This window comes from Pseudomonas sp. Leaf129, from assembly GCF_001423465.1.
Lineage (GTDB): Bacteria > Pseudomonadota > Gammaproteobacteria > Pseudomonadales > Pseudomonadaceae > Aquipseudomonas > Aquipseudomonas coleopterorum.
Map to the genome: position 1 here is coordinate 353,030 of NZ_LMOC01000009.1, position 12,087 is coordinate 365,116.

Consider the following 12,087-nt stretch of genomic DNA (forward strand, 5'->3'; position numbering starts at 1 on the left):
CGCTTTGCAAAGCCCCGGCCCTGGTCGGGGCTTTTGCATTTTGAACGTTGCATCCATTTCCAGCTAAGGTATAAACCGCAGCGCGTATTCTGGTCAGAGGAAAACATCGTGGAAGAAGTGATCGAGCAGCTCCGAGAAGCCAACGAACCGGTGCCGGTTCCCCTGGAACTGCCAGACGAAGACCTGCTGGTCGAGATCGAAGAGCAGTTGTTCATCAACATTCCGTTCGTCTTCAAGGAATATCTGCTCACCGTCAGCGACGTGGTGTACGGCAGCCTGGAGCCGGTTACCGTGACCGATCCGCAATCGCACACCTACCTGCCGGACGTTGCGGCGACGGCATGGGACCTCGGCGTCCCGCGCGAGCTGATTCCGATTTGTCAGGATGGCGACGATTACTACTGTGTCGAAGAAGACGGCACCGTCGTGTTGTGGTCGGGCGAAGAAGAGCTGGTGACCGAGGAAAGCTGGGAATCGGTCTGGCATTGGGCGCGGGACGTCTGGCTGGAAAGCTGATTGATATTGGCAGGTCTGGCCTTTTCACAGCTCGATGGCGCACCGCCAACGCTGTGGGAGCGGGTTCTACCCGCGAAGAGGCCAAACCTGCCTACCCAACTTCAATGCTCGACGTTGTTGTCCAGGGTCTCCAGCAAAGCCACCTGCATCCGCGTATGCACGCGAATGAACCAGCGCCACAACACGGCCACCACTGCGGCTGCCACCACGGCAATCAGCAGCAGCAATTCCAGGGTCGGCAGGATGCTCGCCGACAGCGCGGCCAGCAGCACGAAAATCATCAGCAGCGACAATAGCGGAATGACTTCGGCAATGATGCGTCGAACCCGCTGGGTGTGCCTGCCCGCCATTTCCGGTTTCACGCCCATTTCCGCCAGGAGCATCGACAGCGCCTTGAGCTTGCGATAGGCGGCGATCAGGAACGGCAACGACAGCAGCAAAGCTGCGCCCCAGATCAAAGCTTTCTGCCCACCGGGCTCGGCCACCCATGTGGTCAGGTAGCCACCGATCCGCTCGGCGAAATAGGCCCCGGCAAAGAAGATACCGATCACCAGCGCCAGGTTGACCCCTACCTGCAGGAGAATCTTGCGGATCATCGACGCCAGCATCGCGCTCTGCCCGCGCGGCTGAATGCTGCGCAGCCATTCCCCGTACATTCCCAGCACCCGCGCCATCCGCTGCGGCACCAAAGCGCCCAGACGATGGGAAAGCGGGTCTGCCGCCCGGATCAGGTACGGCGTGGACAAGGTCGTCAGCACCGACACCGCCACGGCAACGGGATAGAGGAAGTCGCTGGTGACCTGCAGGGTCATGCCCAGCGCTGCGATGATGAACGAGAACTCGCCGATCTGGGACAGCCCCATCCCCACTCGCAGGGACGTCTTGCCATCGTTGCCGGCGATGAATGCCCCCATCCCGCAGGAGACGATCTTGCCCAGCACCACCGCCACGGTGATGACCGCGATCGGCCAGGCGTAGGCGAGCAGGATGGCAGGGTCGAGCATCAGGCCGATGGCGACGAAGAAGATCGCGCTGAACATGTCGCGGATGGGTTCGATCAGCCGCTCGATTTTCAGCAGTTGCCGAGATTCGGCCATGATCGCCCCGATCAGGAAGGCGCCCAGTACCATGCTGTATTCAAGCTTGACCACCAGCAGGCAGAAGCCGAAGCACAGGCCCAGCACGGTCACCAGCAGCATCTCGTTGCTTTCGAAGGTGGCCACGTAGGCCAGCAGACGCGGCACCACCAGGATCCCCACGACCAACGCGATCACCATGAACAGCGAGAGCTTGCCGACCGTGGAGAACACCTCACCGGAACTCACCGCACCGCTGACGGCGATACCTGACAGCAGGGCAATGATACCGATACCCAGAATATCCTCGACGATCAGCACACCAAAGATCAGTTGCGCAAACCGCTCGTTCTTCATCTTCAGGTCGTTGAGCGCCTTGACGATGATGGTGGTCGAGGAGATGGCCAGGATCGCACCCAGGAACAGCGAATCCATGGTGCCCCAATCGAACCAGCGGCCGATCTCGTAGCCGATCCAGATCATCAGCACGATTTCCAGGAACGCGGCGATGAAGGCCGTGGCGCCGACCTTGAACAACTTGCGCAGGCTGAATTCGAGCCCGAGGCTGAACATCAGGAAGATCACCCCCAGTTCGGCAAGGGTCTTGATGGTGTCTTCGTCATGGATCAAGCCGAAAGGCGGGGTGTGCGGGCCAATGATGAAACCCGCGACGATGTAGCCGAGCACCACCGGTTGCCGCAACCGGTGAAACAGAATGGTCACCACGCCGGCCACCAGCATGATCACTGCCAGGTCCTGGATGAAACTGATGGCATGCACGGTGATAGCCTCCTTTGCTATTCAGAATTACGGTACCAATTGTTTCAAGAGGCAGGTTAACACTGCCCATTGCAGGCAAACGTCGGTGCAATATGCGGAAACAGATCGCCGCTATGCCCTACGTAATGGCACGATAGACGTGACGGAATAGCCTCGTTCAGCGTCCGCCTGTGGACGAGACCCGTCGTAAGTGGCCAACGCCAGAATAGGTGATGCCCCTGTACTTCTGCCAACCAACCGTGAGTTCACTATGGAACCTGGAAACGCCCAGCTGTCGATGACGGTGCTGATGACCCCTGACATGGCCAATTTTTCCGGCAATGTGCATGGAGGAACGCTGCTCAAATACCTCGACGAAGTGGCCTACGCCTGCGCCAGCCGCTATGCCGGCCGGTATGTGGTGACCTTGTCGGTGGATCAGGTGATTTTCCGCGAGCCGGTGCACGTGGGCGAACTGGTGACCTTCCTGGCATCGGTCAACTACACCGGCAACACGTCGATGGAAGTGGGGATCAAGGTGGTCACCGAGAACATCCGCGAGCGTTCGGTGCGCCACACCAACAGCTGCTTCTTCACCATGGTGGCGGTGGACGACCAGCGCAAGCCCGCCCACGTACCGCCTTTGAAGCCACAGGATGCCGAGGGCACGCGGCGCTTCATCCAGGCGCAGCAGCGCCGGCAGATCCGCCAGGAGCTGGAAAAGCGCTACCGCGATCTCAAGGAAGAACCGATTTAAAGCGCCACGGCTTCGAAACGCAGGCGCGGATGCACGATCCGATCCTGGGCGCGCACCAACTCCAGTTCGTAGCTGGCGCACGCCTGGGTCTCCAGCAGCACTTCGTGCACTGCCGCGGCCGTGAACTCGAAAGCGGCCAGCCAATCATCGCCCAGCAGTAGCCTGGCCAGAAACAAGCCACTGGTCAGATCACCCACGCCGACCGGCTGACGCGGAAACGCCAGCAGCGGACGCCGCAGGTGCCAGCTGCCTGTGGCGGTGACCAGCAGCATCTCGAAGTCTTCGGGTGATTTGCCGGGGTAGGCCAGATGTTTTACCAGCACCGCTTTCGGGCCCCGGGCCAGCAAGGCGCGCGCCATGGCCACGCAATCCTGCAGGGAGTCGGCCTTGCGGCCACTGAAGCTGTCGAGCTCCAATTGGTTGGGACACAGCACGTCGGCTGCCGCCACGGCTTCATCGAGCAGAAAGGCGCTGACCTCGGCCGGCACCACGCAGCCTTTCTCCGCATGCCCCATCACCGGGTCGCACAGGTACAGGGCCTTGGGATTGGCTGCCTTGACCCGCCGTACCACGCCCAGGATTGCCCGCCCCTGCGCAGCGCTGCCCAGGTAGCCGCTGAGCACCGCATCGCAGTTGCCCAACTCGCCAATCGTCGCAATCCCTTCGACCAGTGCGGGAATGTGTTGCGGCGCCAACACTTCTCCCGTCCACTGACCATACTGTGTGTGATTGGAAAACTGCACCGTATTCAATGGCCAGACCTTGACACCCACCCGCTGCATCGGGAAAACCGCCGCGCTGTTGCCGGCGTGGCCGAACACGACGTGGGACTGGATGGCGAGCAGGTGTGGTGTACGTTTCATGCAAGGATTCCGGACCGGTGACAGGACTTCATGGCGCGCAGTATCGCGCGAAATGCAGCCTGTACGACAGACCGGAGACACAGTTAAGCTGCGAGCAACCGGTTGGAGCGCACGTTGATGTTGACCCTTGGCAATATGTTCATCCTGATGTTACTGGCCGCAGGTGCGGCCTGGTTGTGGCACAACCATGGCCTGCGCGAGAAGGCGTTGGAGCGGGTCAAGCAGCATTGCGGCAAGCTCGATCTGGAACTGCTCGACGACAACGTCGCCTTCAAGCGCTTTGCCTGGCTGGCCGATGCCAACGGCCGCAAGCGCCTGGCGCGAGTGTACAACTTCGAGTTCACCGTCACCGGCGAGCAGCGCCATGCAGGCATCGCCACGCAGTTCGGGCCGCACGCGGTGCAGATCGAGCTGGCACCCTACCCGTTCGAAGTGAAGACGCCGACCAGTGCCGAGGTCATCGAAATGAGCCAGTGGCGCCAGGAACACAAGCGCTGGCGCCCCTGAGGGTGTCAGTCCTGTGACGGATCCGGCACCTGTGCTCGCAACAACCCTTGCTGCAAGCGCGTTGCGTCCTGGGATGTGTCGAATATCAGCTCCACCCGTGAATCCCGACGCCACTCACTCGGTCTCCATTGGGCGGTTTGTCCTGCCAGCAAATTACTCGATCGCCACCCCTGCGTGCTGTGGATAACCAGCTTGGCGCGATGCCAACTTTCATTCACCAGCCAACGCCCCAAGGTCTGCAGATCGAGCTGAACCTGTGGGTGCAAACGCCAGCCGATGCTCCAGCCATCAGGGTGATCCTGCACTTGGCATCGGACACGAGACTTATCCACCCATAGATCACCCAGCGCATTGGGGCTGTCTATCGGCTTGTCCACAAAAAGCGCGACAGGCTTATCCACAATCGGCAGTTGATCGAAGCGGATTTCATCGACGTCCCGCCATAGCATTTGAGCTGTGGGTAAATTTTTACTTATACACAGCTCATGAATATCGGATGCTTTGTTCATGATCAGCAATCCCGCAGTGCGCGCGGCTTCCAGCTGTACCGCAGGCAGCGCATTCCCCGCCCTGAGTGCCAGAGCATCAAGCACCATCACCAGCGGTTGCACGGCCAGGACCCCGCGCCAAGGCGCTTCACCCAGTTGTGCAAGGATCTGCAACGGATGGCCCAGGCCCGACGGTTCGATGAACAATCGATCCGGATGGGTACTGCGCAGCAAGCGGGCAAGACCGATCTGAAACGGCGCACCATTCACGCAGCACAGGCACCCTCCGGCGATTTCACCGATTGCGATACCATCGTCGGCTGTAGCCAACAACGCGGCGTCTATGCCCACCAGACCGAATTCGTTGATCAAGACGGCCCAGCGTTCGTTCGCTGGCTTGCACGTCAGCAGATGACGAATCAGGCTGGTCTTGCCGGCGCCCAAGGGGCCTGCGATGACATGGGTGGGAATGTTCTGCAGCATGGTCGGATGTCTATGGAGGTTGAACGATGCGTGTGTGGGTTTTGCTGGGCCTGCTGGCCAGCACTCAGGTATGGGCCGAGGCCTGCGTGGTGCACAGTCAGGCCGAACGGGTGAGCGTGGAAGTGTGCCAGCAGAATCGCACTATACCGCCGAAGCTGTTTCATGATGGATTCTGCCAGCCGAATCTGCCGGGCCAGAAGGTCGAGGTGCAACACCTGGAGCAATGCCCGCAGGGCGCCTACGGTGTGTGTCGCGGCGCGCGCGTGGAGCGCATGCCCTATGAACAGGACATCCACTACTACGGTGTGGCCAGCGATGCCGCGTACCTCAAGCCATTCTGCGAACAGAACAGTGGGGGCCACTGGGAGACCCCCTGATCAGCCGAAGCTACACGACCGGTGTCTGCTCGTGCCAGTCACCGAAGGGATCCGGCCAATGAGTCCAGGCGCGTGCGCCCAAGGCCAGCTCATCGTCGTCGAGCAGGCAACTGTCCAAGTCTCGACTCAAAGCAGCGAAGTCGATGTTCTGGCCAATGAACACCAGTTCCTGGCGGCAGTCGCCGGTGTCGGCGTTCCAGTTGAGCTGAATGGCAGCGATGCTTTCAGCATCCTGCGGCCATTGCGCTTCAGGCACGAAGCGCCACCAGCGCCCGGCAAAACCATAGCGCATCAGTCCTCCCGCCTGTGACCAGCTCCCGGCTTCCTGGGGCTTGCTGGCCAACCAGAAAAAGCCCTTGGAGCGCAGCAACTTGCCGTTGGTCCAGGGTTGGTCGATGAAGGCATGGAAGCGCTGTGGATGAAACGGGCGTCGGGCGCGATAGGCCGTCGAGGCGATGCCATACGCGTCGGTTTCAGGCACGTGTTCGCCCTGCAGTTCCTTCAGCCAACCTGGCGCCTGCGCCGCGCGCTCGAAATCGAACAGCCCGGTGTCCAGGATGCGCGCCAGAGGTACCTGACCCATGACCATCGGCAGCACCTGTGCGACCGGGTTGAGCTTTTGCAGCACCGCGGTCAGTTCGGTGCGTTCGGCCTGGCTGATGAGATCGATCTTGCTGATCAGGATCACATCGGCGAACTCCACCTGCTCGATCAACAGCTCGGTGATCGCCCGCTCGTCTTCCTCACCCAACGTCTCGCCTCGGCTCGCCAGACTTTCAGCTGCCTGGTAGTCGAGCAGGAAATTGACCCCATCGACGACGGTGACCATGGTATCGAGCCGCGCCAGATCTGCCAGGCTCTGACCTTGCTCATCGCGAAAGGTGAAAGTTTCCGCCACCGGTAGCGGTTCGGAGATGCCGGTGGATTCGATCAACAGGTAATCGAAACGCCCGTCGGCGGCCAGTTTTGCCACTTCCTGAAGCAGGTCCTCGCGCAGCGTGCAGCAGATGCAGCCATTGCTCATTTCGACCAGCTTTTCTTCGGCGCGGTTGAGGCTGACGTCGCGCTGCACTTCGCTGCCGTCGATGTTGATCTCGCTCATGTCATTGACGATCACCGCGACGCGCAAGTCGTCACGGTTACGCAGGATGTGATTGAGCAGGGTGCTTTTTCCGGCTCCCAGAAAACCTGAGAGCACGGTGACGGGTAAACGGTTGGGCATGACGGACCTCATCAGGAACGGTTACAACGGGCTATATGTTTTGTTTATTGTTATAACATAACATAAAGAGCTTTGGTTTGTTGTTACCTGAACAGAGGGGATCATGAGGAAAAAAACACGTGTTCCACGTGGAACACGTGCTCGATGTTTCACGTACGAGGCTTTACCGCACCGCAGTCGTTACCCAACCATACAGCACGGGTATTCATGCTGCCCTTCTGTGCGGTACCGGAGGCATTGAAGGTGCCGCTGACCGTAGTCAGGAATTCCCGGTCGCTCAGGAATTGCGCCTGTCCCGCGCCTTGAGCCTTTGGACAGCTGAATTGGAATTTCCAAACATTGCCGTTGCGCTCGGTGATCTTCTGCGTGCAACCCGACTTGGGGTCCTGCAGCGGTATGTCGTTGGTCTTGACCTGTTCTGGGGTCAGGCACGATCGAATGCCATTACCGCCCAATGTAATGCCCTGGTTGGCCAATACGCCTTCCATCATCGCCCTTTGCTCGGGCGGGAGCATCTTCAGCTGGCCCAGCATGACCTGCATGTCCGGCAATGGCTTGCCATCGACCTGCATATTGCTGGTGGTCATTTCCCACAGACCAGGCTGCAACATCTGCGCCTGCGCACCTGTCGCCGAAAGGCTCACTATCAATGCTGCCATCGGCCATTTGAATCTCATCTGATGTCACTCCTGAAGGTCGTTGGGAAAAGCGCGGGCGCCTCGGCTTTTGACGCCGAAACCGGACCCGAGTTGCGCGGCAATAAAAACGCGACAACCGCTCCTGAACGTGGTCTGTTACCACAGCGCATCAAGGAGCCACCGTGCAATGGATTATCACAGTCCGATTTTTTTTGGGTATCTATTTGGCCTGCTGCACGTACTGGGCATCGGGGCGGCCGTCCATGCCGTGCTTACCGTACGCACCGCGCAAGGGTCGATCGCCTGGGCCTTGTCGTTGATGTTCATTCCCTACCTCACATTGATCCCCTATCTGGTGTTCGGGCGCAGCACGTTCGATGGCTACATCGAGGCGCGTCGGCATGCCAACAAGGAAATGCACACGGCCATTGCCGACCTGGATTGGCGGCCGTGGATCGAGGAAGCGCTGGCTGCACGAAAGTCGACGTCCTACGCATCGCTCAGAGCCATGCCCAAGCTTGGTCGCATGCCCTGCCTGGCCAACAACCGGGTCGGCCTGCTGGTCAATGGCCACGCCACATTCGATGCCATCTTTGCAGCCATCCGCGAGGCCAAACAAGCAGTACTGGTGCAGTTCTTCATCATCCATGACGACCATATCGGGCGTCAGCTGCAAGGCCTGTTGTTGCAGAAAGCCTCCGAAGGTGTGCAGGTCTACGTGCTGTATGACCAGGTAGGAAGCCATGCCCTGCCCCGTGAATACGTCGAGCGCTTGCGTGACGGTGGAGTGAACGTGAAGGCGTTCGCCACGCAGAGCGGCTGGTTGAACAGGTTCCAGGTGAATTTCCGCAACCATCGCAAGATCGTGGTGGTGGACGGTATCAAAGGCTTCATCGGTGGTCATAACGTGGGTGACGAATACCTGGGAGGCAACCCCAAGCTGTCGCCTTGGCGCGATACCCATGTGAGCATCAGTGGTCCCGTGATCGCCTGCCTGCAGGAGTCTTTCGCGGAGGACTGGTTCTGGGCGGCACGCGAGCTGCCACCGTTGATTCTGCCGGATGCGTACGAAGAGGACGGTGTGCTGTGCCAGGTCCTGGCGACCGGTCCGGCGGATTCCTATGAAACCTGCTCACTGTTTTTCGTCGAGTCGATTCACGCCGCCAACGAACGGGTCTGGATCACGACGCCCTATTTCATCCCCGATGAGGCGGTGTTTGCCGCTCTGAGGCTGGCCGTGCTGCGCGGTGTGGACGTCAGGATCCTGCTGCCCTCTCGTCCCGATCACAAAGTGGTGTATGCCGCCTCCAGCCTGTTCGCCTTCGAGGCCGTCCGTGCGGGTGTCCGGATGTTCCGCTATGAACCTGGATTTCTGCACCAGAAAGTGGTGCTGATCGATGACGAAATCACCGCGATCGGCAGCGCCAACATGGACAACCGCTCCTTCCGCCTGAACTTCGAAATCATGCTGTTGACCGTGGATAAAGCCTTCACCAGCGAAGTCGAACAGATGCTGCTGGACGACTTCGCCCAATCGCGCGAGATCGATGTACGCGACAGCAAGGAAACCCATCGCCTGCAAAAGTTGGGCATGCGCGTTGCGCGGCTGATCTCACCCATCCTCTAGCCTGCTCAGCTGCTGTAGATATCATCGCGGGTCCAGGGCAGTCCGGTATGGCCGTCGGTGTAGGGTTTGACGGCAAGGATCTGGTGGATGTTGATCCAGCCCCGACTGAACCCATAGGCGCAACCGGCCAGGTACAGACGCCAGATCCGCAGAGACTGTTCGGATACCATGCCGGCGGCGGCCTCCAACTGGTTTTCCAGGCGCGCGCTCCAGTGCTGCAAAGTGCGCGCGTAGTGCAGCCGCAGGCTTTCGACGTCCACGACCTCAAGTCCTGCTTCGCTGACCTGCGCATCGACCATGGACAGATGAGGCAATTCGCCGTGGGGGAAAACGTACTTGCCGATGAACTCCCCCGCGCCCCTGCCTACCGGACGGCCGTCCGTATGCCGGGCCGTGATGCCGTGGTTCATCACCAGGCCACCCTCGCGAACAGCGCCGCAAAGGCGTTGGCAATAGAGCCCCAGGTTGGCGTGGCCAACATGCTCGAACATGCCCACACTGACGATCTTGTCGAAGCGTCCGTCTTGGGGCAGGTCACGATAATCAAGCAGCTGTAGTTCGACCTGATGTTGCAGGCCTTCGGCCACTACTCGCGCCCGAGCCAGCTTAAGCTGCTCCTTGCTCAGGGTGATGCCGAGCACCCTGGCACCGAACTCCCGCGCTGCGAATCGCGCCAGGCCACCCCATCCACAACCGACATCCAGCAGGTAGTCACCCTGGCGCAGACGCAATTTGCGGCACAGGTGTCTGAACTTGTCCTGTTGCGCCTGTTCCAAGGTCTCCTGACCGGTATGGAAGTAAGCACAGGAGTAAGCCATGTCGCGGTCAAGCCAGAGCTGATAGAACTCGTTGGACAAGTCGTAGTGATAGGCGATCGAGCGTTCATCGGTGTCTTTGTCGTGTGCCGAGCGCACGGGCACGGGCCCCTCATCGTCGTGCAGAATCGCCTGGCTGAGTTCATCGCACAGGCGGATGACGTCACCGATCTCGCCTTCCACATCCACCTTGCCTTCGATGAAGGCACTACCAAGCTGATCCAGGCTGGGGTGGGAAAACTGGCTGATGACCTGCGGCTCTTTCAGCACGAGTGTGACGCTTGGTGAAGGACCCAGGTCCAGTTCGTGTCCATCCCAGAGACGCAGCCGTAAGGGAAGCTGCAGGTTTTGCAACACAGGCGGTAGGTGCGCGAGCATGGAAGTTCTCCCCTGTCTGAACGATTCAGCACAAAAGACTAGCTCAGAAGTCGGTACCCGGATGACCAGTCGATCATCGAGTCAGGTGCCGTGGGTCGGTAATCCTTCGATCTGTAATTAAATTTTCACGTCATCAGCTACGCTGGCAGCTACAGGACACATCCGGAAACATCGGAAATGCTTGCTGTACCATGCCCGGGCTTCGACATCATCAAGGAAATGGACCTGCATGAGCGCAGACAACGAAAGATTCATAGGTTTGGAATGGCTGCGCTTTTTCCTCGGCGTGTACCTTGTGATGTTTCACACACTCCCCTTCTACAGCGAGTACACACACCTGAGCGGATTGGTGGAGTTCACCGAACTGGGATTTTTCGCCACCAGTAGCTTCTTTGCGTTATCCGGCTTTCTCCTTACCCACGTCTACCTGGACGGCAACAAACTTCGAGAGCCACCGCTCTCCTTCATGACCAAGCGCTTTGCCAATCTCTACCCCATTCACCTGTTCGGCCTTGCCAGTTGCGTGATCCTGATCGCGCTCACGGGCCTGTTCGACAGCAACACCGACCTGGGTGTCGCCTATCGATCCGATGACCTGCTCAAGCGCACCGCTCCCGAGCTGCTGAAATACCACCTCAGTGACTTCCAGATAGCCGTCAACGCGGTGCTGCAGGTCACCCTGCTGCAAGCCTGGAACCCGGTCTACCTGGCCTACAACGGGCCGCTGTGGTCGATCTCGGCACTGTTCTTCTTCTATCTCGTGTTCCCCTGGTTCGCGCCGCGCCTGGCGGCCGCCAAACACAAGGTGCGGTTGCTGCTGATCATCTGGGCGGCGTGTCTGGTCCCGCCGCTGCTGGTGGTCCTCAACAATGACTACAGCTCGATCTGGATCGGTTTCCTTCACCACTTTCCGTTGCTGCGGCTACCAGTCTTCCTCGCCGGCATCGTCGCCTATCTATTGTTTCGCGAGCATCGGTTGATGGGCGTCGGGTTGCGGGGCCCTGGCAAACTGCTGGCGGTGGTTGCCCTGGGCTTTGGTGTAGCGATCGCCGCCGAGGTCAACTGGCGCGGTGCCAGTCACTGGTACGTGCTGCTGCACAATGGCCTGCTGCTGCCGCTGGTGCTCAGCGGGATCACGCTGTGCGCCATGGCCTCGAGTCCGCGCAGCGAGCGCTACATCAAATGGGCGCGCCGACTGGGCGCGGCATCGCTGCCGATGTTCGCCTTGCACACACCGATCTTCATCATCTTCCGTCGTCTGGAAATGCTGGCGAACATCAATGTGCCGTTGTGCTTCAGCAATGCCTCGGCCTGCGTTGCGCAGGCCAAGGGCCACCCTCTGTCGCTGGCGTACTACCCTATCCTGCTGCTGCTGTGCATCATCATCTGCGTGATATTCCAGGAGCAGATCGGCAACCGCACGCGGCAATGGCTGCTGCAGGGCCCGCTGAGTCGGTGGGTGGTCAAGAGCAAACGTGCAGATACAGGCAAGGCCAAGGCCATGCGCACGAGCATGAGCCGCGGCTGAGGGGCCAAGCGCCATGCCCTGAGACCGTTGGGTTCTCAGGGCATGGCGCTGGC

12 protein-coding genes are annotated in these 12,087 nt (G+C 59.9%); 6 read left to right on the top strand and 6 right to left on the bottom strand.

Translation table 11 applies throughout. The features are described 5' to 3' along the window. The first annotated feature begins 108 nt into the window (after positions 1 to 108). Entirely contained in the window at positions 109 to 516 is a 408-nt protein-coding gene (locus tag ASF66_RS17990) for an SMI1/KNR4 family protein (RefSeq protein ID WP_049860409.1), read from the top strand. Positions 517 to 617: 101 nt separating this feature from the next. Here ASF66_RS17990 and ASF66_RS17995 read toward each other — a convergent pair whose 3' ends face one another. After that, complete coding sequence (locus ASF66_RS17995) at positions 618 to 2,372, bottom strand: cation:proton antiporter (protein WP_056844823.1); 1,755 nt, start codon at positions 2,370 to 2,372, stop codon at positions 618 to 620. A gap of 250 nt (positions 2,373 to 2,622) precedes the next feature. Between ASF66_RS17995 and ASF66_RS18000 the strand changes: the two genes are divergently transcribed. Continuing rightward, the gene (locus tag ASF66_RS18000; protein ID WP_049860411.1) at positions 2,623 to 3,108 is read left to right on the top strand and encodes an acyl-CoA thioesterase; all 486 of its coding nucleotides are present in this window, start codon (positions 2,623 to 2,625) and stop codon (positions 3,106 to 3,108) included. Here ASF66_RS18000 and pdxY read toward each other — a convergent pair. After that, complete coding sequence (gene pdxY / locus ASF66_RS18005; RefSeq protein ID WP_056844824.1) at positions 3,105 to 3,971, bottom strand: pyridoxal kinase PdxY; 867 nt, start codon at positions 3,969 to 3,971, stop codon at positions 3,105 to 3,107. The genes ASF66_RS18000 and pdxY overlap by 4 nt on opposite strands. Before the next feature lie 117 nt (positions 3,972 to 4,088). On the opposite strand from pdxY, the gene ASF66_RS18010 reads away from it, so the two are divergent. Continuing rightward, on the top strand, positions 4,089 to 4,478 hold the full coding sequence (locus ASF66_RS18010) for a DUF3301 domain-containing protein (RefSeq protein ID WP_049860413.1): 390 nt from the start codon (positions 4,089 to 4,091) through the stop codon (positions 4,476 to 4,478). Between the two features lie 5 nt (positions 4,479 to 4,483). On the opposite strand, the gene ASF66_RS18015 is transcribed toward ASF66_RS18010, so the two are convergent. Then, positions 4,484 to 5,449, bottom strand: a complete 966-nt coding sequence (locus ASF66_RS18015) for a CobW family GTP-binding protein (protein ID WP_056844825.1) — start codon at positions 5,447 to 5,449, stop codon at positions 4,484 to 4,486. Between the two features lie 26 nt (positions 5,450 to 5,475). Between ASF66_RS18015 and ASF66_RS18020 the strand changes: the two genes are divergently transcribed. Then, entirely contained in the window at positions 5,476 to 5,826 is a 351-nt protein-coding gene (locus tag ASF66_RS18020; protein WP_049860415.1) for a hypothetical protein, read from the top strand. 10 nt (positions 5,827 to 5,836) lie between these two features. Here the strand turns inward: ASF66_RS18020 and zigA are convergent, their stop codons facing one another. Together zigA and ASF66_RS18030 are read right to left on the bottom strand one after the other, a co-directional pair. Beyond that, positions 5,837 to 7,048, bottom strand: a complete 1,212-nt coding sequence (zigA, locus tag ASF66_RS18025; RefSeq protein WP_056844826.1) for a zinc metallochaperone GTPase ZigA — start codon at positions 7,046 to 7,048, stop codon at positions 5,837 to 5,839. A 149-nt stretch (positions 7,049 to 7,197) separates the two neighbouring features. Then, positions 7,198 to 7,725 (bottom strand): DUF3617 domain-containing protein, encoded by a 528-nt coding sequence (locus tag ASF66_RS18030; RefSeq protein ID WP_049860417.1) that lies wholly within the window; start codon positions 7,723 to 7,725, stop codon positions 7,198 to 7,200. A 148-nt stretch (positions 7,726 to 7,873) separates the two neighbouring features. On the opposite strand from ASF66_RS18030, the gene cls reads away from it, so the two are divergent. Further along, positions 7,874 to 9,313 carry a cardiolipin synthase gene (gene cls, locus ASF66_RS18035; RefSeq protein ID WP_056844827.1) on the top strand — a complete coding sequence of 480 codons (1,440 nt, stop codon included), beginning with the start codon at positions 7,874 to 7,876 and terminating at the stop codon, positions 9,311 to 9,313. A 5-nt stretch (positions 9,314 to 9,318) separates the two neighbouring features. On the opposite strand, the gene cfaB is transcribed toward cls, so the two are convergent. Beyond that, a complete protein-coding gene (cfaB, locus tag ASF66_RS18040) occupies positions 9,319 to 10,506 on the bottom strand; it encodes a C17 cyclopropane fatty acid synthase CfaB (RefSeq protein WP_056844828.1) in 1,188 nt (395 codons plus the stop codon). A 229-nt stretch (positions 10,507 to 10,735) separates the two neighbouring features. Here cfaB and ASF66_RS18045 point away from each other — a divergent pair, with 229 nt between their 5' ends. Beyond that, a complete protein-coding gene (locus ASF66_RS18045; RefSeq protein ID WP_082484709.1) occupies positions 10,736 to 12,034 on the top strand; it encodes an acyltransferase family protein in 1,299 nt (432 codons plus the stop codon). Positions 12,035 to 12,087 lie beyond the last annotated feature (53 nt).

Coding starts and splice junctions, on each gene's coding strand:
- ASF66_RS18000 (WP_049860411.1), top strand. CDS start 2,623: ATGGAACCTGGAAACGCCCAGCTGTCGATGACGGTGCTGATGACCCCT.
- pdxY (WP_056844824.1), bottom strand. CDS start 3,971: ATGAAACGTACACCACACCTGCTCGCCATCCAGTCCCACGTCGTGTTC.
- ASF66_RS18010 (WP_049860413.1), top strand. CDS start 4,089: ATGTTGACCCTTGGCAATATGTTCATCCTGATGTTACTGGCCGCAGGT.
- ASF66_RS18015 (WP_056844825.1), bottom strand. CDS start 5,449: ATGCTGCAGAACATTCCCACCCATGTCATCGCAGGCCCCTTGGGCGCC.
- ASF66_RS18020 (WP_049860415.1), top strand. CDS start 5,476: ATGCGTGTGTGGGTTTTGCTGGGCCTGCTGGCCAGCACTCAGGTATGG.
- zigA (WP_056844826.1), bottom strand. CDS start 7,048: ATGCCCAACCGTTTACCCGTCACCGTGCTCTCAGGTTTTCTGGGAGCC.
- ASF66_RS18030 (WP_049860417.1), bottom strand. CDS start 7,725: ATGAGATTCAAATGGCCGATGGCAGCATTGATAGTGAGCCTTTCGGCG.
- cls (WP_056844827.1), top strand. CDS start 7,874: ATGGATTATCACAGTCCGATTTTTTTTGGGTATCTATTTGGCCTGCTG.
- cfaB (WP_056844828.1), bottom strand. CDS start 10,506: ATGCTCGCGCACCTACCGCCTGTGTTGCAAAACCTGCAGCTTCCCTTA.
- ASF66_RS18045 (WP_082484709.1), top strand. CDS start 10,736: ATGAGCGCAGACAACGAAAGATTCATAGGTTTGGAATGGCTGCGCTTT.